Source organism: Paenibacillus glycanilyticus NBRC 16618 (assembly GCF_004000805.1).
Lineage (GTDB): Bacteria > Bacillota > Bacilli > Paenibacillales > Paenibacillaceae > Pristimantibacillus > Pristimantibacillus glycanilyticus.
The window spans coordinates 94,967-119,766 of record NZ_BILY01000007.1; the positions used below are offsets into that span (position 1 = coordinate 94,967).

The following is a 24,800-nucleotide window of genomic DNA, read 5'->3' on the forward strand; positions in this document are numbered from 1 at the left end:
TACTTCGAAAGCGTACGCTAATGAATGATCACCACAATAGCCCGTTATACGGGCCATTGTGATGATTCATTACTTGCGAGCCTATTTGACCGATCCCGTCATTCCCGCTACAAAATGCTTTTGCATCAGGAAGAAGACAATGGCTGTTGGCAGCGTCGCAATCAGAATAACAAGCATGTTCACGCCGTAGTCCGGCGAGTAGCTGGAGCCCAGATTCGAGATCAGGAGCGGAATCGTCCGTTTCTCCGGGGATTGCAGCACAACGAGCGGCCACAAGTAGTTATTCCAGCTAGACATAAACGTAATGATGGCAGCCGCCGCATAAGTCGTTTTCATGGTTGGAACGTAAATGCGGAAGAAAACGCCAAGTTCGTTTAATCCATCTATTCGACCTGCTTCAAGCATTTCCTTCGGGAACATCTTCGTACTTTGACGGAAAAAGAAAATTAAGAACGCGGTCGTTACCGTTGGCAGCACGACAGCCGTCATCGTATTGATCCCGATTGCCGGGATATTTTGCGTAATTGTACCAAACATACGGTACAGCGGAACCATCAGAGCAGCAAACGGAATCATCATCGACAGCAGCAGGATGTTAAAAACAACGTCCTTCGCTTTGCTGCGGAAAATTTCAAAGCCGTAACCGGCCAGAGAAGCAATAAGAAGGGCCAGGATCGTTGTCGAGATCGAGATTTTTGCCGAGTTAAGCATGGCTTGCCCAAGATCAACCTGATCCAAAATTTTGTGCCAGTTCGCACCCAGACTTGAGCCGGGCATCAAAGTACCCTTCGTTACGTCAACCGATTTGTTCGTTGCGCTTATGATCATCCATATGAATGGAAAGATCGATACAATGGCCGCAATGCTAAGGAATACATAGGTGAAAATCCGTTTAGCCATTTTTATCACCTGCCAGTTTAAACTGAAGAATCGAGAAGATTACAATAAGAATAACAACGCCGTACGAGACAGTCGCGGCATAACCGAAGTCAGGCGTATATTTGAACGAAAGGTTGTAAATATACTGCGACAGCGTCATGGTCGAGTTGCCAGGTCCGCCCTTCGTAATGTTCATAACTTCATCGAACAACTGCAGGGTACCAATCGTTGATGTGATCGATGTGAACAAAATGATCGGCTTAAGCAGCGGTACCGTAATCTGGCTGAATTGACGGAAGGCCGAAGCACCGTCAATCCGTGCCGCTTCATAAATCGAGTTATCGATATTTTGCAGGGCAGACAGATAGAAAATCATGTTATATCCGGTCCAACGCCATGTGATGGCGATAATAATCGTAATTTTAGCCCAGAACGGGTCAGTGATCCATTGAATGGGAGCGCTGATCAAATGAAGATTAGTCAGCAAAGAGTTAATCAAGCCGTCATTACCGAACAGGTATTTGAAAATAACGGAATAAGCAACAAGCGATGTTACAGCCGGCAAGAAGATCGCCGTACGGAAAAATCCTTTAAGCTTCAGCTTGCTATCATTAAGCAATACCGAGATAAACATGGCAAGCACGATCATGATCGGTACTTGGATAATCAGAAATATAAACGTGTTCTTCAGTGCGGTAATAAAAGTCTGGTCTTTAAACAGCCTTGCATAGTTGTCTCCACCAACATAATGCAGGTTCGTGCCGGTTCCGGTCTGGAACGATAACATCAGTGCCTTAATCATCGGGTAGAAATAAAAGGCGCAAATCATAATGACCGCTATCGCTATAAACGACCAGCCGATCGCATTCGTTTTCGCCTTAATATTCATTGCTTTTGCTTTACTCACAGCGGCAGCCAGCTCCTTCCTATCTTGAGCATTCATAATAAAGACCTTGGAGCATGCCCCGCGGGGCACGCCCTTAAGAGATGGCGGCGGAACGCGGAGGACCATGTTCCAAGGTCAATTTCTCTCTTTATTTTACAGACGAGTCTGCTTGTGCTTGCGCGTCCTTCAATACATCGTCAATCTTCTTGCCGTTCAGGTAGTTCTGCATTTCCACAACCAGAATGTCCTCGATTGCGTAAGTGTGCATACCGTAGTTCACGCTTGGAATTTCGTTCGTCCATTTCGCGAAGTCCTGTACGATTTTTTGACCGCCGAAGAATTCGTTAGGAGCTGTGTAAGCTTCGCCGGCTGTAGCCGGTTTGTAAGTACCGATTGCGCCAACGTCAGTTACGAGTTTTTGGTAAAGGTCAACGTTCGAGCCAAGAGTTGCTTTCAAGAATTCAGCTGCTTGCTCTTTGCCTGGCACGTTCAGAACGTACCACGAGCTGCCGCCAAGGTTAGTTGCGTGTACGGAGTTAGGCGTTTTCGCAAGCTTAGGCATTGGAGCAATCGCCCATTTGCCGGACTGCGAAGCTTCCGCCGTGATGGAAGGCGTGAACCAGTTGCCCGTTGGTACCGATGCAGCGTCACCGTTGTTGTAGTTCGCTACGAATTGGCTCCAGTCGGAGTGGATTTTCACGATGTTGGCATCCATCATTTTTTTGTATACTTCGAACGCTTCTTTCATTGCTTCGTTGTTCGCAATGTTAGGCGTTTTGCCGTCTTCGTTCAGGTACCACGAACCAGCGGATTGAATCATCATGCGGATGATACCGAGATCGTTCGGATCAAGGGAGATCCAGTCCTTGCCTGTTGCTTCTTTCACTTTTTTACCGATATCGATGTACTGGTCCCAAGTAATGTCTTGAAGATCATTAATGGTGTAGCCGGCTTTCTCGAGGTAATCCGTTCTTACATAAAGACCAGCAACGCCGGAGTCAAACGGAACGCCGTAGTATTTGCCGTCAACGCTTGTAGGTCCAAGCTTGTAATCAGCAAAGTCTTTAGGGTTGATCACGCTGCTCAAGTCGTAGAACATGTCCGGGTAAGCTTGCAGGAAGCTTTGCGCGCGATAGTCCTCGATAAGTACAATGTTAGGCAGACCTTTCGTCGTGCCGGAGCTCATGCCCGTATTCAGCTTTTGAACGATATCGTTCTGAGCGTTTTCTACAATATCAACGGTCAAATCCTTGTTTGTTGCCGCATAAGCGTCTTTCGCAAGGTTCATCGCTTTGATGTTAAAGTTAGGATCCCATGCCCAAACCGTAATTTTGCTTGCAGCTTTGCCGCCGTTTTCCGCACCCGTATTCGCAGTGTTTTTGTTGTTGTCCGAGTTGGACGAACAAGCCGACAATGCAACCGCGCTAAGAGCAAGTACAGTGACTAATTTCTTCACTTTCAAGACCTCCGCATCTGTATATGTGTTGTAAGCGTTTTCCGGCTTACGAATCCATGATAGCATTCCCATCATGGCGCTCGTTAGAACGATCTTTACAACGAATTGTCATTTTATTATGAGTTGCTTGAAAGTGGTCTATTCGTACTAGGACAATCTTTAGAAATTTGGATCATTATTGGATTGGAGCAGCGGAATGCGAATTTTTACCCGGGTCCCTTCCCCGATCTGGCTAGTTATGGTAACTCCGTATTCCTCGCCGAACAACAATTTGATCCGGTCATTTACATTGCGCACGCCAATTCCGCTGAACAGCTGGCGTCTGTTCTGCTGGCTCGGGATTCCTCCGTTAATATTCATGCCGTCGCCGTTGTCCACCACTTCGCAGACCAGGGCGGAGCCTTCCTGCGCCACCATAATGTAGATGTAGCCTTCGGATTTATCATTAAAAGCATGGAAAAAGGCGTTCTCGATAAAGGGCTGAATCATCAGCTTCGGAATCCGGTAATCCATGCAATCCGGACCGATAAAGTAACTGACGCGGATCCGCTCGCCGTAACGAACCTGATTGATAAAGACGTAATTTTTCATATTGTCGAGCTCTTGCTGTACCGTAATCATCTCGCTGACGTTGCCGATGGCATTCTGCAGAAGCGAGATAAGAGCATTAATCGTCTCGGCCGCTTTTTCCTTGTTGCCCTGCTGGACCATAAACTTTACCGAGGCGAGCGTATTATATAGAAAATGTGGATTGATCTGCTGCTGCAGCGCTTCCAGCTCCGCATTGCGCTGCTGCTTCTGCGTCTCCACCAGCTTGTCTACGTATTCATTCAGCTCGTCGATCATGGCATTAAAGGCAAGGCCAAGCTGGCGAGTCTCATAGCTGCCGTCCACCTTCACGTGGCGGTCGAATTCGTACTTCGAGATGGTTGAAATCTGCTTCACGAGCCGGGTCAGCGATTTGGTCAGCCGTCTTGAAATGAGGAACACGATAATAACCGCAGCGGCCACAATCGCCATAACGATAAGCGTGATCTGCCTTGTATCCGTCAATTGTCCCAGGACCTGCTTCTTATCAATAACGTTCACCATGTAGAGGTCTAGTCCGGCAATATACTCCGATAAAAGAAGATGGTCTTTCCCCATAATGTCGGCATTCTTGTAATCCAGGTTCTTCTCGTCGATCTCTTTCGCATACTGAAGAAGATCCGGCGAACGCTGCCCGATCCAGTCATTGCGGTTGGAGGATACAATCGTTCCCCGGCTGTCGATGACCGCCACATCATTTCCTAGACTTGTATTGCTGTCATAAAACCGGGCGAAATAAGGCTCGCGAACGGCAAAATAAACCATTCCATAGACGGTTCCGCTGCGATCGACCAAAGCCTTGGAGGCTACAATCGTAGGTTCGATGCCCGGCGTACCGGAGGTTTCGGCGTCGTCATAGGAATACATCAGCCTGCGAGGCTCCGCAAGCGAGCGCTTCGTAATGGGATGGTTCGCAAGAGCATCGTCCGGTACCGGCCAATAGGAACGGTCCGTCGAATAACGACGGCCGTTCACCCCTGTTACCGTAATGCCTACCTCATAGGCGTCCACGCTGGATTTAATCTTGTTCATCTGCTGCCCCATCTGAAAATAACTGCCCACCATGACGTTCGATTCGCCGCTGCCTTCGGTCAGAAACTGCTTGATCGTACCGCTCTGCGAGATTTTGTTCGCCGTCAGCACAATGGAATAATTAAACGAATCCATACCGTTTCGGATCTGCGTGATAATTTTCGAATTGGTAATACTGAAGGTTTCCATAAATACGCGGCTGGATACGTTCATCGTTGTCCAGGTCGCCGTAATCGATACGGCCACAATGCTCACGACCATAATGATGAACATTTTCACGAAGAGGCCGTTATATTTGAATCGGTCGAGTATTTTACTCAAAGCTATCACTCACTCATCTCAGGTTTTGTTGCCGGTAGCGGCTTGGCGACAGTCCGGTATGCTTCTTGAACACCTTGCAGAAATAGCTGTGATCCGAATAGCCGACCATCCCGCTGATCTCCGAGATCGAAGCTTCCCCTGCCCGCAGCAGCTCCGACGCTTTCTCCAGTCTCACCCTATGCAAATAATCGACAAAGCCCTCGTTATGGTGGGTAGAGAAATAGCTCGACAGATAAGACGGGTTAAAATGAAAATGCTTCGCCATCTCCGTCAAATTGAGCGATTCGGCATAATGCTCGTGAATATAATCAAGCAGCCGCTTCATGTTGGCATTGCCGGACTGCTCGGCTTTCTCGGCAATGCACAGCTTCGCTTCCCCGATAAACGCCGTCAGCAGCTCTGCCGCCGCATTGGCGTTCCGCGACTCTTCAATAGCTTTGAAGTAGTAATATTTCTTCGTCTCCAGCTGCTGCGTGCTGTAGTTCATATTGCCGAGCAGCACGGTAATGTTAAAAATAACATTGCTCAGAAACGACTTGAACTCAAAAACATCCGTCGTATAGTTTGTTTTGAACACTTCGAGATGATCCAGCAAATAATCAAATGCCGTATCAAAGCGCTCGCGCTTGAAGGATTCCGTAAAGCTGTTCAAGTTAAACGGCTCTGCCGCCTGCCCTGCTTCCGGGAACTCATGGAACAATAATAGATGCTTGTCCGGGAAATAAAAGGCGTAATCCATCATTTTCAGCAGACTAGCCTTATAGGACTGCTCCAGCTCGGTAATCACCGAGAAAGGCTCACTTACCACAACCGCCACATCCAGCTTCAGCTGATTGATCGAGCTCGCCATCGTTCTTCCCCAATAAGGAAGCAGGCTTAGCATCGTATAATCCAGATTAAGGAGCAGCAGAATCATAGGCGCTTCGGCTTTTAGCACGTGGTAGACCAGCTGGTCGGCATGGACTGCCTGTTTATCCAGCTCGCCTTCCATCGTTTGCCGGATAGCATTCACCTGCTCCTTCGTTACATTCATTCCTCGGAAGTCCACGCCCAGAAGGCAGAAGGCGCTATGCGGAAAATGGTCGCCAAGCTCCGCTTCAACCTGCTTGGCATCCATCTCGTAACCGGATAACAGCTTCTCCAGCACCGTGTCGATGGTTGGACCTTGATTCGCGGATGGCTCTTCCCCTTGCAGGGACGGAATTTTATCGGCAACGGCTTTCAGCACGTTCAGCATGTGGCCTGTGTCGAGCTTGGGCTTTAATATATAGTCGCGTACGCCGCTTTGAAAGGTGGAGCGTACGTAATCGAAATCTCCGAAGCTGCTAAGGACAATAACTTCAATATCAGGGTATTTGACCTTGATCTGCCGGGTCAGCTCTTCGCCGTCCATAATCGGCATGACAAGATCCGTCAGCACGATATGAGGCTGCAGCTCCGCGATCATCTCAAGCGCTTCTTTCCCATTCGAAGCCTCGCCCACGATCTGAAAGCCTTCCTGCTCCCAGTTCATATAATGCTTGATCCCTTGCCGGATCAAAGCTTCGTCATCCACGATCAACAGCCTGCAGTAGTTTGACATGGTGTACCTCCTCAAAAGAATTGCCGCATGCTTTTGGCGTCAATTCTTACTTCGTAAGCATGGTTCTGCACTTACATATGTAAAGTACATTATAACCGATAAAGCGAGCCCATTTCTCACCTTTCTGAATGGGCTGTCCTTGTTACATTTTGGCGGATTATTTGGAAGTTTGCTAGAATCGGGCAACTTTTGCTTCACATATCCGGGGAGGACTTGAATATATTGAATAACAAACCCAAAAAAACTGTGCAAGGAGGTGCTCCGAAATGGGTTCAGCAGAAGATAGACTGTTTGTTGTATCTCAGGAGGATTGGTCGCTGCATCGTAAAGGCTACCAGGATCAAGCCAGGCACCAGCAGAAGGTCCGGGATGCCATTAAGCAAAATTTGCCCGACCTCGTGTCTGAAGAAAGCATTGTCATGTCTGACGGCAAGCAAGTAATCAAAGTGCCGATTCGGAGCCTTGACGAATTCCGATTTGTGTATAACTACAATAAAAATAAACATGTAGGTCAAGGAGACGGCGACAGCCAGGTCGGCGACGTGCTAGGCGTCGATCCGCAAGCGGCCAAAGGTCCCGGCAAGGGCGAAGGCGCTGGCGATCAGCCCGGCGAGGATGTTATCGAGGCAGAGATCAGCTTGGCTGAGCTGGAGAGCATGCTGTTCGAGGAATTAGAGCTGCCGTTCCTTCGCCAGAAGGATAAGGATCAGCTCGAGACGAAGGAAATCCGATTTAACGATATCCGGAAAAAAGGCATCATGTCGAACATCGACAAGAAGCGGACGATTATGGAAAACCTGCGGCGCAACGCTACCTCCGGCACGCCGGGCATTCACGGCATCTCGCCGGATGATCTTCGCTACAAGACATGGGAAGAGATTGTGCGTCCGCAATCCAATGCGGTTATCCTTGCCATGATGGATACATCGGGCTCCATGGGCTCCTTCGAGAAATACGTAGCCCGTTCGTTCTTCTTCTGGATGACCCGCTTCCTGCGGCATCAATACGAGAAAGTCGAAATCGTATTCATTGCCCATCACACCGAAGCGAAGGAAGTAACCGAAGAAGAGTTCTTCACCCGCGGCGAAAGCGGCGGTACGATCTGCTCGTCAGCCTATATCAAGGCGCTCGAGATTATCGACAGCCGGTTCTCGCCAAGCGTGTACAACATCTACCCGTTCCACTTCTCCGACGGCGACAACCTGACGAGCGACAACGAGCGCTGCGTCAAGCTGATCGGCGAGCTGCTCAAGCGCTCCAACCTGTTCGGCTACGGCGAAGTAAACCAGTACAACCGCTCGAGTACGCTAATGTCCGCGTATAAGCATATTAATATGCAGCACTTCATGTACTACGTCATTCGCGAGAAAGGCGAAGTGTATAACGCCCTGAAGTCGTTCTTCCGCAAGCGGGAAGGCGTTGTAGGGTAAAAGGAAACCGGTCGTCCAGGGGACGACCGGTTTTTCAATCCATCAATAAATAACAAACATATCATCATCCACTGTGCCATCAAAGTTAAAGAAGAGTTTATAATACCCGACAACCTTATCAGAGTACTCCATATTAAGGGCTGCAACGATATGATTGTAATCAAAATCAGGATAGTTGTTACACTTAAATTATGCCGATCTTGCACAAAAGCGAAAACAATTACTGTATCCATCTCTTAATCCTTCCTTGGCCTTGTTAAAGCTTCCCCAATTAGACAATAGGAACAAGTTGGACATACCGCATTTGCCTTATCCCTCTGAATGTTTAATTTGATTAGAGTATCCGCCATGAACAATTTTTCTCTCTCAAAATTAATGTCCATGCATATCCCTAATTCAACTGTCTGATTTAATAACTTACAATAATACTCGTCATTCATTCACTCACCACATTATTCTCGGGCAATTCTTCTGCGATCGGCTCTCTAACTAAGTGCTTAAATATTACTTTGCAAACGCCATGCTTTTTATAATTTTTAATAGCTTCATTTAGTGACAGCTTGTTTGCCCCAATGCTTATATGAGGCTTTTCGTGCGCTATAAGATCATATTGCCAATAACAAACTTCACAAATATCTGCTAAAACTTCATCATCGCTGCAGATCGTAAAGTAACCGCAGCAAGGACATTGAACATTTCCTAAGTTTGACCTGACAACCTCGGCATGAACTCGTTTCTGTTTATCTTTCCAATTCATCTGTCCAAAAATGATCCCCATTACCGCTCCTGCAAAACAGTCGTAGTAGTCGAACTCTCTATGAAACAACAAATAGGCAGCTAACATAAAGACTAGATAAAAGAGTTCTCCTTCTACTGCTCTTCTGAAAAGAAACTTGTACTTTATTCGCTTCATCGCTTTAGTATTCAACAGACCGCTTCCCTCCAGGAGCTATCAAATGAAGGACATCCTATATGGGTATATTATACAAAAAGACGGGCACCAGTCATATTAATTGAAAACAAATCCCCCAAAAAAAAGATGACCCAAATAGAGTCATCTTTTTCCCGCTACTATCTATTCAAACACGGTAAACATCCCCGTCATCCCCGGGGAATGATCCTTGAACCCAAACTGCTCGTAAAATGTATCATTGCCATGAGAGGCAAACAGCCCGACAAAAGCCAGCCCGTTCTCATGGCGGCGTTCTTTGATATAGTCCAGCAGTTGTTCTACGATAAGCTTTCCTAGACCCTTTTTCTGGTGCTCCGGCGCGATCGCTACGTCCTGGATGTAAAAGTACATGGCCCCATCGCCAACGACCCGTCCCATTCCGACAACCTCGCCTTCATGCTCGACTACCACGCCATAAAGCGAGCCTGCAATAGATTGTCCGGACATTTCTATATGAATGCTCCCCCAACCTACAGCTTCCCATAAAGCTTTATGTTCCTGCACCGTCGGAAGACGCTTAATGATTTCGTATTGTTTATTTGCCATAAATAAATGTCCACCTTTATCTCATCAATTGGTGGCTGCCACGTACAACCACCTGATTTATGGTTGGATCGCGCGGTTATACTCCATGTTATTCATCCCCCTGCATGATTCTAACTGACACTTTACCGTAAATTCAGGTAGAAGGGAATCTTTATTCGCAATAAAACAACCGAACTAAGATGATTTCTAAGCTCCAAGTTCTCTCTCCCAACGCTTGTCCATCGTCGCTGATTGTTTTCCTTGAAACCATTTATACACCTGATAGGCTCCATGGCTCTGCAAAAGAATCAGTATAGGGATAAAGTCTAGCCGATACCGGGATTGAATTTCTACCAGCAAATGCGCTCCGATATATAGCAGCAAAAGAATTAAATAGAAGAATGCGTCATGCCCTTTACCCGTTCGCCATAAAGCAACCATACTTACAAAGCCAAATGCGCTCATGAGCACATACAGTGGCCTCTCCCACTGGTGAAGGCTGGTCTCCAGTTCCCATTTGTCTAATCCCCGCAGGCTCCAATAAGGCGAAGAATCCGACGAACCCCACATATAAACAAGCTTTCTTCCAAATAAGGCGATAAGCTCGCTTTTATTTTGGAGACGTTCTTTTATGATTACAAGCTCCGCCTGGTGACGCTCCTCGCCAAAAGAATACTGGTTCGTATAGTCAGCATCCTCCTTATTCCAGCTTCCGTTTGTCTGCGCGTTAAGCCCCACCATAAATTTCCAATATTTTTCTCCGCCAAATAACGAATGTTCGGTAACATGAGACGAAGTCAGCGAAATGCTGGCTAGTAGCTGCACCAAATAATACACGGCTATCAAGGCTCCAAGCTTGCCTGCCGTACTCACCGCTTGTCTTTTGATAGGGCCGCGCCATTGCTGCCAAAAGATTAGAAGAACAAATAATACAACACCAGCCAAATAGACGCTTCCAATGGGACGCATGAGATGCCCTAAGCCAATCGCTAATCCGGCAAGCACCCAATAGATAACCCGCTCCCTGCCTTTAAGAAACAGAAAGCAACCCCCTATAAATAAAAACACCGATATATGCTGGTTCGTCAGCACCGAACACATCAGGATATTCGGAATATAGAAGAGGTACACCAAAGCCGCGATTCTTCCGCAGCTTTCATGAAATACTTTCGAAGTGGAAAGATAAAGGACAATAGCGGTTCCTATGCTAAACAAGACATTCAAGAGCTTAAAAATAATGAAGTGATCGCCAAAAAGCTTAATGACTCCGGCCTCATACATCGTAAACCCAAGCTGATAAGGAAAGCTGATATGGTAAGCTGAATCACTAAAAGCAAAGTCCCCAGAAGCCGCCGCTTGTGCCGCATTATACATAAATAGAAAATCCGATTCCGGCAGCGCCGGATTCCACAGGACCCAGATCACTCGGCAAAGCAAGCCAAGGAAGAGAAACACCATCAGGAAAGCTTTCCGGCTAAGACCGGTAATTGCCCAATGAATAACAAGCAGGGTTACTACTGCCGCCGCAATAAACGCAGCGATCATTTTAAATGCCGAATCATAGAAGCTCCATGCACTTGCAAAGGAAGCTGCCAAAACCGTCGCAAAAAACAGTCCGCCTGCTGCAGAGAGAATACGTGTGCGAAAAGTCATACTACTCCTATCCTTTCAAAGTTTATCCAGCTATGTTACCATATTTTTCTTTGAAAAGGCATGATTGTATGGAACTAATTTCCTGACGCTTCAACAAAAATAGCCATCCCTAAGGACAGCCGTGTCAATTTCCCGGGTAATTTATCGAATAAACAATTTTTAATCTTCTACCATATGCGTTAGCCTATACCCGCTGTAATCCGTCCTCATACGCTATAGCGTACCTGCCTAAAAAAATGACTAAGATGCGAAGTATAGCCATTCATTCATAGGGAGATGGATACGTGAAAGCCAAGACACAGCTTACGGGGCGAGTTATTTTCAAAGGTGATCCCGGTTACGAGACCGCTCGAAAGAACTGGGACCCTCATACGGACCGGTTTCCGAAAGTATTTGTTTTTGCGAAAAAAACGCGTGATGTAGCAAACGCCATCAAATGGGCACGGGAGCATAAGGTGCCGATCCGCCCGAGAAGCGGCAGGCATGCGTTGGAAACTAACCTGTCTCAGGTTAACGGCGGACTTGTCATCGATACAAGCGAACTGAAGAAGATTACGTTGAATAAAAAAAGCAATACCGCCGTTGTCGAGACCGGTAACCGCGTAGGAAGAATCGTAGATACGCTTGCGCGGCAGGGTTACATGGCGCCATTTGGCGATAGCCCTTCCGTCGGCATCGGAGGCATCACCCCCGGAGGAGGAATTGGTCCGCTGCAACGGACGACCGGGCTTATCAGCGACAATCTGCTAGCTCTGGAAATGGTTGATGCCAAAGGCAGAATCATTCGCGCAAGCAAGAAACGCAACTCCGATCTGCTCTGGGCTTCACGGGGCGGCGGCGGCGGTAACTTTGGCGTATATACGAAATACAAATTTAAAGTGAGACGCGCTCCGGTTCGGGCGACCGTATTCAGTATCACTTGGCCGTGGGAGCAGTTCGAGGAAGTCGTCAAAGCTTGGCAGCGATGGGCGCCTTTCACCAGCACCAAGCTGGGCAGCGAATTATCCATCGGTCCGAAAAAAGGCGGAAATGTCAGTATGCTGGGTGTCTACCTGGGCTGCAAAAAGAAAGCCCTTAAATTCCTGCAGCCTATCTTAAGCGTCGGAACAACGACCAAGAGGGACATCCAGTCTCTTCCTTGGCTACAAGCAACCAAGTTTCTGCTGGCACCGGATCCCATCCTTCCACAGAAATTCAGCAACCAGTTCTCCAGCGGTTTCGGCAGACGTCCATTCCCGGATAAGGCGTTTAAATATATGCGCGAGTTCCTGGAAAAGGCCGAAGGCGGAACTCCGGCCGGCTTCTATTTCCTCAACTGGGGAGGAGCCATAAGAAAAATTGCGCCTAGGGCTACCGCCTTCTATTGGCGCGATCCGCAATATTACGTGGAATGGAACAGCTCATGGGTGAAACCGTCGCATGCGGCTAAAAATATTGCCCTGGCTCGCAACACCAGGAAGAAGCTGCAACCGTTTATTGTAGGGTCCTATATCAACGTGCCGGACCAAGGCATTAAATGCTCCGGTCCCGTCTATTACGGCAAGAACTTCGCGAGACTGCGCAGAGTAAAAGCCAAATACGACCCGCAAAACGTGTTTAACAACCCTCAAAGCATTCCTCCGGCAAAATGATAAAATGAAAAAGGCAGCGGATCCCGGACTTGAACTACAAGTCTGGGGCCGCTGCCTTCTTGCTCTTTTATGTATCTGTTGCACCCTGATTGTTAATCTGAATTAATTGATCCAATTTTTCGGTTATCACAATAAATTCATCCGACCAACCATTACTTATTGAGATCTCTTGCATGGAGCCTGTTGGAGCGATAAAAAATTGTATGTCTTTCATTACATCAATATCCATAGCCGATAATCGAATAACATAACTATCTATTTCTTCTAAGATTTCTGAAACAGAATTGTAAGAGCTCCAAAATAAATCTGTTAAAGGAGACTCAACTCGTGCCCGTAGCTCCTCTAATAAATAGATAATCTTATTATGATTGTCTGTCATCTTCATCCCTCTATGTTCGTACTCCATATTCCACGCCCCGAACCTTCGAGAAAACCATCGTATCCCGCAGCGAACCGTCGTTGGCGCGTTTTTCGCTGCGCAAAATTCCTTCAAGCGTAAACCCGGACCGCTCGGCTACTCTAGCACTCTTCGTGTTGCGCGAATCACAGCGGATCTCGATCCGGTTAGCCTCTAATTGGTGGATAGCGAACTCCGTAATCGCCTCTACCGCTTCCGATATGTAACCCTGCCCAGCGCAAGATGTCCTTACCCAGTAGCCGGTCTCAAAATTCCGTGCCTGCCAATCCATCCGGTGAAGCCCGCTGCTGCCAACTAATTGACCACTCTCTTTATGAATAAGAAGCAGCCGCAAATCCGTCCGTTCCAGAAATTCGAGCCGGGACTTTCTGATCCCAATCTCAGACTCTTCTATCGTAGGAATTTGTTTCGCCCAAGGCATCCATGGACGCAGCTCCTCAATGCTTTCCACTACTGCCTCGTTAACGGCCGCACCGTCTCCAAATAAAGGAGCACGAATAAGGAGCCGAGCGCTCTCAAAGCTTTCGGGTATTGTCAGCAGGATTGGATTTATACCGGATTGACTCATCGGCTCATCTCTCCCCTATTTCAAAATGTTATTTTCATACAATTATAGTCCCCGTTTTATGGGCCCGCAACGATTCCTTTTTGCACCACTTGCTCCGGCATAAGAGGAACAGTATGATGGGAGGATTGACTATCACAACTAGAAGGATCAGGACAACATGAGAATTAGAGATTGGGACCGGAATTTAAAAATCCGGCTATTAGGAGAGACCTGCTTTAACGTTATCTTTTGGGTGTTCTACCCGTATTTGTCGATCTATTTCGCACAATCCTTTGGCAAAAGCTGGACCGGTATCCTGCTCATCCTGTCGCAGGCTTTATCCGTACTCGTTAACTTATTCGGAGGTTATTTCGCGGACCGGCTTGGGCGGAAAAAGGTTATGGTGTTCGCAGCCAGCGGACAAGCCGTTGGTTACGGCATATTCGCCTTTAGCGCAACTCCTTGGCTGGATGCCCCCGCTACCGGGTTTATCGGCTTCGGCCTCGCCAGCTTATGCGGCACCTTGTATTGGCCTGCCAGCCAGGCCATGGTAGCGGATGTTGTACCGGAGGAGCACCGTTCCGGTGTCTTCGCCGTCTTTTACACGGCGGTTAATATGGCTGTTGTCATCGGCCCGTTGATCGGCGCAACCTTCTTTCTGGATTCGCCTTCCATCATCCTGTTTGCAGCGTGTGCAGTCTGCCTGCTTGTTGCCGTATTGCTTGCCTCTTTTACAAGAGAGACGCTTTCGGCGGACATGCTCAAAGAGAAGCGCAGCGGCAGCGAGCCGTGGCACAAAGCTGTCGCGGCACAGCTTCGGGATTATAAGGTTATTGCCTCGGACCGCGTATTCCTGCTGTTCATCATAGCCGGTGTTCTGTTAGCCCAGACCTTTATGCAGCTAGATTTGCTCTTCCCCGTCTTTCTGAAAGAGACGATTGACTCGACTACGATACTCGCTTACGGGAATTGGAGCTTCCAATTGTCCGGCGAGAAGCTTTTTGGACTCATCGTATCGGAGAACGGATTGTTTGTCGCCTTGTTTACGGTTGCCGTAACCAAATGGATGCTGCAATTTCGCGACCGCTTTGTATTCATCGGAAGCGCGCTGCTGTACGCGGCCGGAATTGCGATGTTTGGTCAAATGTCCACGTTCTGGGGCTTGACCGCGGCAATTGTTGTATTTACGCTTGCGGAGCTGATGACGGCCGGACCGCACCAGACGTTTGTATCCCGGCTGGCGCCGGAGCATATGCGCGGGCAATATTTCGCGGCTTCCAGCCTGCGGTTTACGATTGGGCGAACGCTGGCTCCGATCTCCATTCCGCTGAGCGAATGGATTGGTTATGACGGAACGTTTGCCCTTCTAACCGTGCTTGCCGTGTTGTCCGCGGTAATCTACTACAGAATGTTTAACCAGTTCTATAAACAGACGGCATAATAACAAGGAGAAAGGCTAACCCTAGGGTTCAGTCTTTTTAACATGCTAGGTTCTAACCACAAGCTTCCCTTTGAAAAACAGCTCGGAGACTTCAGTCTCATCCAGCTCGCCGTCCAGGATCCGCTTCACGTCCTCCAACGTTTCATACAGGGACAGCCATTCGCCGGCCTTATTCGTATAAGGCTCCGAGACGTAAAACGGCTGAGCCAGATAAGACTCCAATCTCTCTCCCCGTCTATACAGCTGCGAATCGGAATCCGTTATTTTATCCAGCCCGTGCGTGGTGACAATCAATCGCAGCTCTCTATAACGGCGAAGCAGCTTGCGGGCGCGTTGCTGCAGCGCAAGATGCGCCGCATCCAAGTAATTGCCTTCCGAGATCGTCGAGGTGGAAGTAATAGGATCGATAGCCGGATAAATGCCGCGGCTGATCAAATCCGAATCGAATCGCCATAACGTATCGAGCGGCCCGTAAGCTTCGGCAGCCGAATCGTCCGCAACCGCGTAAGCCATATCGACCAACGCAACCGTGATTGGTCTGGCACCAGCTTCCTTCAAGCTTTCCTTGAGCGAGAAAAGCTCTCCGCTTAATACGGTGCTGCGGTCAACGCCCAGCAAAATATCCTTCTCTTCGCGAAGCTTAACGATCTGTTTGTATATGTCATCCCTTGTTGCAAGTACGTATTCGGATTGATCTTTGACATGGCTAATGCCCGGAGCTTCGGTACCCGGATCCCAAAAAATCGTCGTATAACCCCGTTTGTTCATCCGGTGCATAAATTCGGCCAACAACACAAGCTGCCCCATATTGGGTCTGGCCACAAAACCAACCGTTCCGCCCCGCACGACAGGTGCGAGCAAATCCAGCGCTTTAATTCCGGTTTCGATCATCCTCATCCCGCTCCCTCGAATAATGAGTTCATCAAGACTGCAACCTGCCAATGCGGCTAAAGCAACCAAAGTGCGGACCTCCGCGCGGCCGACGGGTATTTTCCCCGTACAGAGATTGGAGACGGTTGCTGCCCGAAGACCGGCTGTCCGTGCCGCGGAGGTAAGATTGGGTACGCGACGGCGCAATAGCGGAACGTTAAGCTGTAGCTCTTCCTCCATTTTTTAGCACCTCCTTACTTTATATAGTAATAATAATTACTCTAAAGCGCAACGTCTAATTGTAAATAAATGTGAACGAAAATGGAATATCCCAATCTTCCGCCTTCCTATTTTTAACAAGAAATTTGACCTATTATATGCTACGATAAGGTTTGAATAAGTAGATTAACTCTAGTATTGGAGGCGCTTTCAGAAGATGAGTCAAGAACAAGTAGCTGAAGGATATTTTGGAGAATTCGGCGGCAGCTTTGTCCCGCCTGAGCTGAAGGAAGTATTGGATTACTTAAGCGCGCAATTCAACAAGTTCAAGGATGATCCGGAATTTAAGGAAGAATTGGATTATTATCTGAAGGAATACGTCGGCCGCGAAAATCCGCTGACTTACGCCGAGCACCTGACGAACGCCTGGGGCGGCGCGAAAATCTATCTGAAGCGCGAGGACTTGAACCATACCGGCGCTCACAAAATCAATAACGTGGTTGGCCAGATTCTGCTCGCCAAACGGATGGGCGCCAAACGCGTCATTGCCGAGACCGGCGCCGGCCAGCACGGCGTTGCAACGGCAACTGCCTGCGCTATGTTTAATATGGACTGCGTCATCTATATGGGCGCAGAGGATACGCGCCGTCAGGCGCTGAACGTATTCCGGATGGAGCTGCTTGGCGCTACCGTTGTGCCGGTAGACAAAGGTCAAGGCCGCCTGAAGGATGCTGTTGACGAAGCGCTGAACGATCTGGTTGCCAACTATAAAAACACGTTCTACCTCCTCGGTTCGGCCGTAGGCCCGCATCCGTTCCCAACGATGGTCAAGCACTTCCAATCGATCATCAGCGAAGAATCGAAGCGTCAGATTCTGGCCAAGGAAGGCCGTCTTCCGGATGCCGTTATCGCCTGCGCAGGAGGCGGCAGCAATGCGATTGGCGCCTTCGCCCACTACATCGACGAGCCTTCCGTACGCCTGATCGGCGTTGAACCTGATCAAGCGCCAACCTTGACCGAAGGCGTGCCTAGCATCATCCACGGCTTCAAATGCCTCGTGCTGCTCGATGAGGAAGGCAATCCTAGAAAAACGTACTCCATCGCCGCAGGTCTCGATTATCCGGGTATCGGGCCGGAGCACAGCCATCTGAAAGTCAGCGGCCGAGCGGAATACGTTACCGTAAGCAACGAAGAAGTTCTGGCAGCGTTCCAGGAGCTGTCCCGTACGGAGGGCATTATCCCTGCGCTTGAAAGCGCGCATGCGGTTGCCCACGCGAAAAAGCTCGCTCCAACGATGAGCAAGGACGAAATCATCATTATCAATCTGTCCGGCCGCGGCGATAAAGACGTGGAGCAAGTCTTCCACATGCTTCATAAATAACGTTTGACTGCAGCTTCTGCCCCTTGGGCGGGGCTGCCTTTTTTTTGACTGCCCGGAAGCGTATACTTGGATTAGGCTTTTTTAGCCTAAAGCGGTTATGGAGCATAAGCTTACGAAGTAAGAATCATCACGAGCAGTCTAATCCTGGTTGTTCGTGTGATCATTCTTTTTGGGAGGTACATAAACAATGAGTTATGAATCGTATTTTTCGGAACGTAGAGAGCAGCAGCTGGAGGAGCTTAAAGAGTTTTTGAGAATTCCAAGCATTTCGGCGCTGTCTGAGCATAAGCAGGACATGGTTAAAGCGGCCGAATGGGTGGCAGGCAAGCTTGAGGCAGCTGGCCTTGAGAACGTAAAGATTCATCAGACGGCCGGACATCCGATCGTATATGCCGATCATCTTCATTCGCCGGGCAAACCAACGGTCCTTGTCTATGGCCATTATGACGTGCAGCCGGTCGATCCGCTTCATTTGTGGGAGACGCCTCCGTTTGAACCAACCGAACGTGACAGCAAGCTGTATGCGCGCGGGGCAACGGACGATAAAGGGCAGGTATTCTTGCATATCAAAGCTGTTGAGGCCTTGCTGAAACAAGAACAGCAGCTCCCGGTTAACGTGAAGTTCTGCATCGAAGGCGAAGAAGAGATTTCAAGCCCTAGCCTGCTGACTTTCTTGAACGAGAAGCAGGAGCTGCTCGCAACCGATGCCGTGCTGATCTCGGATACTTCCCTTATTGAAAAAGGCAAACCTGCCATCTCGACGGGTCTGCGCGGACTTTGCTCGCTCGAGTTGACCATTAACGCGTCGAACACGGACCTGCACTCGGGTACATACGGCGGCGGCGTTCCAAATGCGCTCCATGCGATGGTTGAATTGCTGGCATCTCTGCATGACAAGCAAGGCCGCATTACGGTGGAAGGCTTCTACGAAGGCGTTCCCGAGCTGACGGCAGCCATGCACGAAGAGTTCGAGAAACAGAAATTCAACGAAGAGCAGCTGAAGAAAACGCTTGGACTCGGCAGCTTGTACGGAGAAGAAGGCTATACGTTTGTAGAGCGCACCGGCGCCCGTCCAACGCTCGAGCTGAACGGCGTATGGGGCGGCTTCCAAGGCGAAGGCACCAAGACGGTTATTCCGAAGGAGGCGCATGCGAAAATCACCTGCCGCCTAGTTGGCCAGCAGGACCCGCAGCGCATTCTGGATGCGATCATCGCGCATCTTCACTCGAACGTGCAGCAGGGCGTGAAGTTAACCGTGAAGCCGGGCGAAAAAGCGCGCGCCTTCGATATGGATCCGTCGATCCCGCTTCTGCAAACGGCAGCGGACGCATACGAAGCGGTATACGGCACACGCGCGTTGTTCACCAAGGACGGCGGTTCGATCCCGATCGTCGAGACCTTCTCCCGCCAGCTGTCGGCACCCGTTATCATGATGGGCTTTGGCCTGCCGGACGAGAATCTTCATGCTCCCAACGAGCATTTCAACCTCGAGAACTTCGACAAAGGGCTGCTGACCATCGTGGAGTTTTTGAAACGAGTATAACTAGACATAGGGGGAAAGCTCCAACTTACCATCCCCGCAATTCTGTTGAGTCTCAAGCCGTTTGAGGTCAGGCCGAAAGAAGTCGTAAAAAGCCGGGTGGGTATATGCCCCTTCCGGCATCGGCATAACGGGAAGACTAATTGCTACCTTGCACGAAGTGCAGCATATTCCGCGTAAATGAGCCGTTACGGAACTTTATGTTGCACGAAGTGCAGGATTTTTCGCTAAATTGAGCTTTCATAGATCGTTTTTGCCTCCTTATCCTGCATAATGTGCAGGATAAGGTTGGCTATTAAGCTAAATAGCGTTTTTATGCTGTAAATAGTGCAATGTAATTGGCAATATACAAAAAAGCAGCCCGCATGGGCTGCTTTTTGTATCTATTAAAACGCCGGAAGCGCGATATCGCTGTAATTGTCTTCGAGGAATTTCTTTACTTCAGGGCCCGTCATCCGCTCTGCCAGCTTTTGAATCGCCGGGGAGTTTACGTTGTCCTCGCGTGCGACCAAAGTAATCACGAAGTCGGATTCGCTGCCTTCTTTGATCAAAGCGTCCTTCTTAGGCGTCAGACCAAGCGGCTTTGCGTAAGCCGGCGTCATGAGCACCATGTCTACGTCATCGATGATGCGGGCCAGCATAAGCAGGTCCACTTCTTTGAATTTATACTTATGCGGATTGTCTACGATATCCGCCTGCGTGGCTTTAATCCCTACTCCCTCTTTTAGCTTAAGCAGGCCGTTGTTCTCCATCATGACAAGCGAGCGTCCGATATTGGACGGATCGTTGGCAATCGCGATGGTAGCTCCATCCGGCAGATCCTCGATTTTTTTATACTTTTTCGAGTAGCCGCCGTATACCGCATTGTAGATCGCTTTAACCGGTACCAGGTTAGCCTTGTTGGTTGCGTTGAAGTCGTTCATATACGGAACGTGCTGGAAGAAGTTCGCGTCAACCTCTTTATGCTGAAGAGCCGTGTTCGGCTGTACGTTATCCGACAGGGTTTCAATCTCCAGATTAATGCCGTCCTGCTTCAAGAGCGGCTTCACCAGCTCCAGAATCTCGCTCATCGGCGGGATGAGAACCGCTACCTTCAGGTTCACTTCCTGTCCGGCTTTTCCTTCGTTTGTTGCCTGATTGTCTTGCTTGTCTGGCTTATTATTTTGACCGCATCCCGCGACAATCGCCACAAGGAGTGCGAGCATGACGAGCCCGATTAATTTACTTCTCACTTTCCATTCCTCCCGATTATATCCGGCTGGCTTTATTATCTCTCTCTGCCTTATTTGGCAGTCAGCAGCCTGTAAGACCCAAGTCTAAGCGAGTCCTATTCATAAATCAATCTAGAGATTCGCTCGCACTGTTCGCAATTCGGAATATGAAATATAATATAGAAAATAGAGATACGAACGGCTTGGAATGGAGGAACCTACTATGTCATTTACTGCACAAGAACTCGAATTAATAAATCGCCAGCTCCCTGTTTGGGTAGAGGCGAGCAAAGTCCGTTCCGCCTACGGCAAGACGGCCTCCTATATTCCGGAATTGGCCAAAGCTCCGCAGCATGCGCTTGGCATCCATATGATCGATACAAGCGGGCAAGCTGTTTCGGCCGGCGATTGCGGCCTGGCTTTTACGATGCAAAGCATCTCTAAGGTGTATACGCTTATTCTCGCCCTGATGGACAACGGGGAAGAAGCCGTCTTTCAAAAGGTCGGCATGGAGCCGACCGGAGACAACTTCAATTCCATGCTGAAGCTGGAGCTTGTCCGTCCCGGCATCCCGTTCAATCCGCTGATCAACGCCGGCGCTATCGCCATATCTTCTTTGATTCACGGCCGGAATTCGGCTGAGAAGTCCTCACGCATTCTCTCCTTCTTCCAGTCGCTTGCAAGCAACGATACGTTAACGTACGACATGGACGTATACAAATCCGAATCGGATACCGCCAATTTGAACCGTTCAATGGCTTATCTGCTGAAGGACAACGGCGTTCTGGAAGGACAAGTCGAGGATGTGCTGGACGTCTATTTCCGTCACTGCTCGATTCAGGTTACCTGCAGCGACTTGGCCCGAATGGCCCTGGTCCTCGCAAACAACGGCACCGATCCGGTAACAGGCGTCTCCCTTATCCCCCGCCGGTATGTGCAGATCGCGAAGACCTTTATGATCACCTGCGGAATGTACAACGCATCCGGCGAATTCGCCATCCAGGTAGGGCTTCCCGCAAAAAGCGGCGTGTCCGGCGGAATCCTGACGATGGTGCCGGGAAGGCTTGGCATCGGGGTAATTGGTCCGGCTCTTAACTCCAAAGGCAACAGCATCGCCGGCGTCCATCTTCTTGAGACCCTTTCGCGCGAGTTGGATTGGAGTTTATTCTAGAGTTATGAGAGAAGTTTCGAGCCCAATAAGACCCTGTGAGGGTCCTATTGGGCTGTTTAAGGCTGTTACATTAATTGATAAGACCCTGATGGGGGCTTATACTCAACCACAATGCGTATTTTCACCGATTATTCTGCGTTTCGCAAACGAATAAGACCCCGCGAGGGTCTTATGTAGCTGGCCGCTACCCTATTTTTATTAGATAAGACCCTGACAGGGTCTTATCTTGGCTACAACGCATGTACACTTTTTATACCTATACCCCACCCACATAGTGTCCTTAACTTAAGGTCCCCTAAGGGACCTTAAGCCAAAAATAAAAGGGATGTACGTAGCCCCGAGTCCCAGACTCGGCAGGCTACGCGCATCCCACCCTACTTAAAGCTCCCGCATAAATTCGTCAATATCTTTATCCGCTTTGGACTGATTACACTCATTGCAGGCGCATACACAATTATCAGGCGTGGTATGGCCGCCCTTTGCGCGCGGCAGCATATGGTCGATGGTATCGCCGTATTGCCCGCAGAAATGGCAGGTGTAATTGTCTCTTGTCAGGATATAGCTCCGGAAATCCTTGTTGCTGAACAATCGGCGTATCGTGGTCCGGTTCACGATAACGGCAGCCCGCTCCTTCACGAGCGTAACCGCAAGCTCCAGTTCAATCTCCTGGTGCCATCGCCGTCCTTTATCGGTCTTGCCGCGCATCCAGACCGTTCCTTTGCGCGTCGTCCGCAGCAGACTGGCATCCGTCGGCGAATAATTCGCCGGCAGCGGACGGGGACGGTATTTCCCGCCGGCTAAGGCAGTCCGCGCCGGAGCTTTGGACGGTCTAGGCCGCTTTGGTGCCACGGCAGGAGCAGCTGCCGCAGCTGGCTCTGAAGCGGCAGCCGGCCCAACGGCAGGCTTAGCTTGGCTTGCCGGCACGGCCTCAACCGCCTCGGGCATCGCAGCCAATGGCGCTGCCGGCTGAACCGCCGCCTCTTGATTAGCGGCAGACACCGTAATCGGCGCGGTAATCCGGCTTCTTGTTTTCCGGCAGCTGCGGCATGAACCGCGCCGCGAAGCCGGTCCCGAACGTCTGCCCGTACGGCGGAGAAAATCCGTCACCGGCTTTTGCTCCAGGCAATGCACGCATTGCTTATATTGAGTCGTTTGCAAGTTATCGGTCATCGGTAGTGCCGGGTGTTCGAGCACCCGCCTTTCACCCCATTACCCTTTATAATTACAGCTTCATCCGATAGATCGGTTTATTCTCCAGTCCGCGGACAACAGGCGTCCATGGCTCGCTTTCCGGAGTTGTCTGGAGGGCATCCTCGACCATTTGAAGCTTGGCGTCCATCGCATCGATATGATGCAGCGCCACGGCTTCCGCCGTTTGCGGCTGAACGGGACTCCCCCACTCTCCCAGATTATGATGAGACAGCACCATATGCTGCAATCCCAGCACTTTTTCCGAATCCAAATTAATATTGCAGCGGATGGCCGCTTCCGTAATCCAAGTGGACGCCAGCGAAATATGTCCCATCAGCTTACCCGAAAGGCTGTAGTCGGATACGATGCCAAGCTGCGCGATCATCTCCTCGGGCTTGGCGATATCATGAAGAATTATGCCGGCTTTAAGCAGATCCGCGTTCAGGAACGGCCGCTGCTTGCACAGAAATTCCCCGATCTCCAGCATTCTGGCCATATGGTAAGCAAGTCCGGCAAAATACGCATGATGATGCGTCTTGGCTGCCGGGTAATGCGTCAGCTTTTCCTCCACCTTCGACACGCAATAAGCGACAATCGCCTTAATCTCCGTATCTTGAATACTGTCCTTCGCTTTATAAATCGTATCGATAAGTTCATTGGAAGCAACCGGCGCCGAACGGATAAAGTCTGTCAGCGTAATGCCGTCTGCCTCTACCGCGGGACGCATGCGCGAAATCTTGATCTGAAGCTTCTCGCGGTACAAATGGACAACCCCCTGCACCTTAACGAGTCCCATCGTGAAAAAGGTTTCTTTGTCCTGCGAGGAGACATCCCAAAACTTAGCCCCCAGCTGCCCCGTACTATCGGCTAGTACAATATCGAAATAATCCTTTGGTGTTGTTGCATTGGTCTGCTTGACTTCCAGCTCTTTAAGCAAATAGAAGCCGGTAAAATCGTCCTGATTGCGAAGATCTTTAATTTGCGTCATTCGTGTTCCTCTCTCCAGCTGCCCATAACACTTGCGCAAAGATGCCGTCGTTATGGGACACATGATGCTCCTATTATACTATGAAATGACGCGCTGCGGCGCGATAAAAGAAAGAGGCTGTCCGCCCGACATTTTGTCGGATAGACAGCCTCTGCCTTTTTTGCTCCTACGCTGTTGCCGGCGCCGAAGCCGCCGGTTCTTCGGGAGCCCCGGCTTCGCCGTTATCCTTATGCGTCTCTACAAATTCATGAGCCGCAAAAAGAATAGCAGCCGCTTCCGCGCGGTTTACGACTTGCTGCGGATGGAAATTGCCGTCCGCGTCAAGCGCAACGATCTTGTACAGCAGCGCGCGCTGAATCGTTCCTTGATAATCTACCGTTATATCCTTCTCATCCTGGATGTTGATGTACATCTTGATCAGCGGGTATTGGCCGGTTTTCTCAAGGGCCTGAACCAAATAATGAGCGAACTGCTCTCTCGTGAGCGGCTTATTCGGGTCGATGTCAGCCGGCAGATCCAGTCCGTTATAGTGCGCGATGACGAAGCTCTCCGCGTACCAGGCATCATTTTTCACATTGGTGAAAAAGCCGTCCGCGGTAGGAGCTTGATTGAAATCAATGGCGGCCAGGCTTAACTGCATCGTGCGGACGATCAGCTCAATCCCTTGCGCTCCCGTCAGGTTCTCTTCTGGATGGAACTCCGAGGAAGATACCCCTTTCACAATGCCAAGCTCCTGGAGAGCTTCAATTTGAGCGCGGCTGCCAGTATTGGCGATGTCCGTAAAGCTGGAATGATCGGCGGCAAGCGCCTGGCCGGATAACGCTCCGAACAAGACAGCGGCGGAAATGGCCGCGGCAGTGATGCGTTTTTTCATAATCGTATGTCCTC

Annotated in this window: 21 protein-coding genes; 6 read left to right on the plus strand and 15 right to left on the minus strand. The window is 49.6% G+C overall.

Annotated features, from left to right (window positions below; genetic code table 11):
• Positions 1–81: 81 nt before the first annotated feature.
• The 5 genes from PGL01S_RS07270 to PGL01S_RS07290 form a co-directional block, all read right to left on the minus strand.
• Positions 82–900, minus strand: coding sequence for a carbohydrate ABC transporter permease (locus PGL01S_RS07270; protein WP_127492964.1), 819 nt, complete (start codon positions 898–900; stop codon positions 82–84).
• Positions 893–1,768, minus strand: coding sequence for a carbohydrate ABC transporter permease (locus PGL01S_RS07275; RefSeq protein ID WP_127493186.1), 876 nt, complete (start codon positions 1,766–1,768; stop codon positions 893–895). The genes PGL01S_RS07270 and PGL01S_RS07275 overlap by 8 nt, the downstream gene beginning before the upstream one ends.
• 145 nt (positions 1,769–1,913) lie before the next feature.
• Positions 1,914–3,221 (minus strand): ABC transporter substrate-binding protein, encoded by a 1,308-nt coding sequence (locus tag PGL01S_RS07280; RefSeq protein ID WP_127492967.1) that lies wholly within the window; start codon positions 3,219–3,221, stop codon positions 1,914–1,916.
• Positions 3,222–3,380: 159 nt separating this feature from the next.
• Positions 3,381–5,162, minus strand: coding sequence for a sensor histidine kinase (locus PGL01S_RS07285; protein WP_127492969.1), 1,782 nt, complete (start codon positions 5,160–5,162; stop codon positions 3,381–3,383).
• Positions 5,163–5,175: 13 nt separating this feature from the next.
• Positions 5,176–6,744 (minus strand): response regulator transcription factor, encoded by a 1,569-nt coding sequence (locus PGL01S_RS07290; protein WP_127492971.1) that lies wholly within the window; start codon positions 6,742–6,744, stop codon positions 5,176–5,178.
• Positions 6,745–7,010: 266 nt separating this feature from the next.
• On the opposite strand from PGL01S_RS07290, the gene yhbH reads away from it, so the two are divergent.
• On the plus strand, positions 7,011–8,174 hold the full coding sequence (gene yhbH, locus PGL01S_RS07295) for a sporulation protein YhbH (RefSeq protein WP_127492973.1): 1,164 nt from the start codon (positions 7,011–7,013) through the stop codon (positions 8,172–8,174).
• Between the two features lie 436 nt (positions 8,175–8,610).
• On the opposite strand, the gene PGL01S_RS07300 is transcribed toward yhbH, so the two are convergent.
• From PGL01S_RS07300 to PGL01S_RS07310, 3 genes are all read right to left on the minus strand, one after another.
• Positions 8,611–9,102 (minus strand): CPCC family cysteine-rich protein, encoded by a 492-nt coding sequence (locus PGL01S_RS07300; protein ID WP_244935538.1) that lies wholly within the window; start codon positions 9,100–9,102, stop codon positions 8,611–8,613.
• A 147-nt stretch (positions 9,103–9,249) separates the two neighbouring features.
• Complete coding sequence (locus tag PGL01S_RS07305) at positions 9,250–9,672, minus strand: GNAT family N-acetyltransferase (protein WP_127492975.1); 423 nt, start codon at positions 9,670–9,672, stop codon at positions 9,250–9,252.
• Positions 9,673–9,858: 186 nt separating this feature from the next.
• Positions 9,859–11,304: a glycosyltransferase family 39 protein gene (locus PGL01S_RS07310; RefSeq protein WP_127492977.1), complete on the minus strand. Its 1,446-nt coding sequence runs from the start codon at positions 11,302–11,304 to the stop codon at positions 9,859–9,861.
• 284 nt (positions 11,305–11,588) lie between these two features.
• Here PGL01S_RS07310 and PGL01S_RS07315 point away from each other — a divergent pair, with 284 nt between their 5' ends.
• Positions 11,589–12,935: an FAD-binding oxidoreductase gene (locus PGL01S_RS07315; protein WP_127492979.1), complete on the plus strand. Its 1,347-nt coding sequence runs from the start codon at positions 11,589–11,591 to the stop codon at positions 12,933–12,935.
• 67 nt (positions 12,936–13,002) lie between these two features.
• On the opposite strand, the gene PGL01S_RS07320 is transcribed toward PGL01S_RS07315, so the two are convergent.
• Together PGL01S_RS07320 and PGL01S_RS07325 are read right to left on the minus strand one after the other, a co-directional pair.
• Positions 13,003–13,314 carry a hypothetical protein gene (locus tag PGL01S_RS07320; RefSeq protein WP_127492981.1) on the minus strand — a complete coding sequence of 104 codons (312 nt, stop codon included), beginning with the start codon at positions 13,312–13,314 and terminating at the stop codon, positions 13,003–13,005.
• A gap of 10 nt (positions 13,315–13,324) precedes the next feature.
• Positions 13,325–13,921: a GNAT family N-acetyltransferase gene (locus PGL01S_RS07325; protein WP_127492983.1), complete on the minus strand. Its 597-nt coding sequence runs from the start codon at positions 13,919–13,921 to the stop codon at positions 13,325–13,327.
• 157 nt (positions 13,922–14,078) lie between these two features.
• Between PGL01S_RS07325 and PGL01S_RS07330 the strand changes: the two genes are divergently transcribed.
• A complete protein-coding gene (locus PGL01S_RS07330) occupies positions 14,079–15,341 on the plus strand; it encodes an MDR family MFS transporter (protein ID WP_127492985.1) in 1,263 nt (420 codons plus the stop codon).
• Positions 15,342–15,386: 45 nt separating this feature from the next.
• Here PGL01S_RS07330 and PGL01S_RS07335 read toward each other — a convergent pair whose 3' ends face one another.
• Positions 15,387–16,451: an ATP synthase beta subunit C-terminal domain-containing protein gene (locus tag PGL01S_RS07335; protein WP_127492987.1), complete on the minus strand. Its 1,065-nt coding sequence runs from the start codon at positions 16,449–16,451 to the stop codon at positions 15,387–15,389.
• 196 nt (positions 16,452–16,647) lie between these two features.
• Between PGL01S_RS07335 and trpB the strand changes: the two genes are divergently transcribed.
• Together trpB and PGL01S_RS07345 are read left to right on the plus strand one after the other, a co-directional pair.
• Positions 16,648–17,811, plus strand: a complete 1,164-nt coding sequence (trpB, locus tag PGL01S_RS07340; protein WP_127492990.1) for a tryptophan synthase subunit beta — start codon at positions 16,648–16,650, stop codon at positions 17,809–17,811.
• Between the two features lie 187 nt (positions 17,812–17,998).
• Complete coding sequence (locus PGL01S_RS07345; protein WP_127492992.1) at positions 17,999–19,354, plus strand: dipeptidase; 1,356 nt, start codon at positions 17,999–18,001, stop codon at positions 19,352–19,354.
• A 383-nt stretch (positions 19,355–19,737) separates the two neighbouring features.
• On the opposite strand, the gene PGL01S_RS07350 is transcribed toward PGL01S_RS07345, so the two are convergent.
• On the minus strand, positions 19,738–20,556 hold the full coding sequence (locus PGL01S_RS07350) for a MetQ/NlpA family ABC transporter substrate-binding protein (protein ID WP_127493190.1): 819 nt from the start codon (positions 20,554–20,556) through the stop codon (positions 19,738–19,740).
• Positions 20,557–20,785: 229 nt separating this feature from the next.
• Between PGL01S_RS07350 and glsA the strand changes: the two genes are divergently transcribed.
• Positions 20,786–21,733 carry a glutaminase A gene (gene glsA / locus PGL01S_RS07355; RefSeq protein WP_127492993.1) on the plus strand — a complete coding sequence of 316 codons (948 nt, stop codon included), beginning with the start codon at positions 20,786–20,788 and terminating at the stop codon, positions 21,731–21,733.
• Positions 21,734–22,111: 378 nt separating this feature from the next.
• Here glsA and PGL01S_RS07360 read toward each other — a convergent pair whose 3' ends face one another.
• The 3 genes from PGL01S_RS07360 to PGL01S_RS07370 all read right to left on the minus strand — a co-directional run bounded on the left by PGL01S_RS07360 (position 22,112) and on the right by PGL01S_RS07370 (position 24,786).
• A complete protein-coding gene (locus tag PGL01S_RS07360; protein WP_127493192.1) occupies positions 22,112–22,903 on the minus strand; it encodes an HNH endonuclease in 792 nt (263 codons plus the stop codon).
• A 52-nt stretch (positions 22,904–22,955) separates the two neighbouring features.
• A complete protein-coding gene (locus tag PGL01S_RS07365) occupies positions 22,956–23,912 on the minus strand; it encodes a 3'-5' exoribonuclease YhaM family protein (RefSeq protein WP_127492994.1) in 957 nt (318 codons plus the stop codon).
• Between the two features lie 166 nt (positions 23,913–24,078).
• A complete protein-coding gene (locus tag PGL01S_RS07370; RefSeq protein ID WP_127492995.1) occupies positions 24,079–24,786 on the minus strand; it encodes an S-layer homology domain-containing protein in 708 nt (235 codons plus the stop codon).
• Positions 24,787–24,800 lie beyond the last annotated feature (14 nt).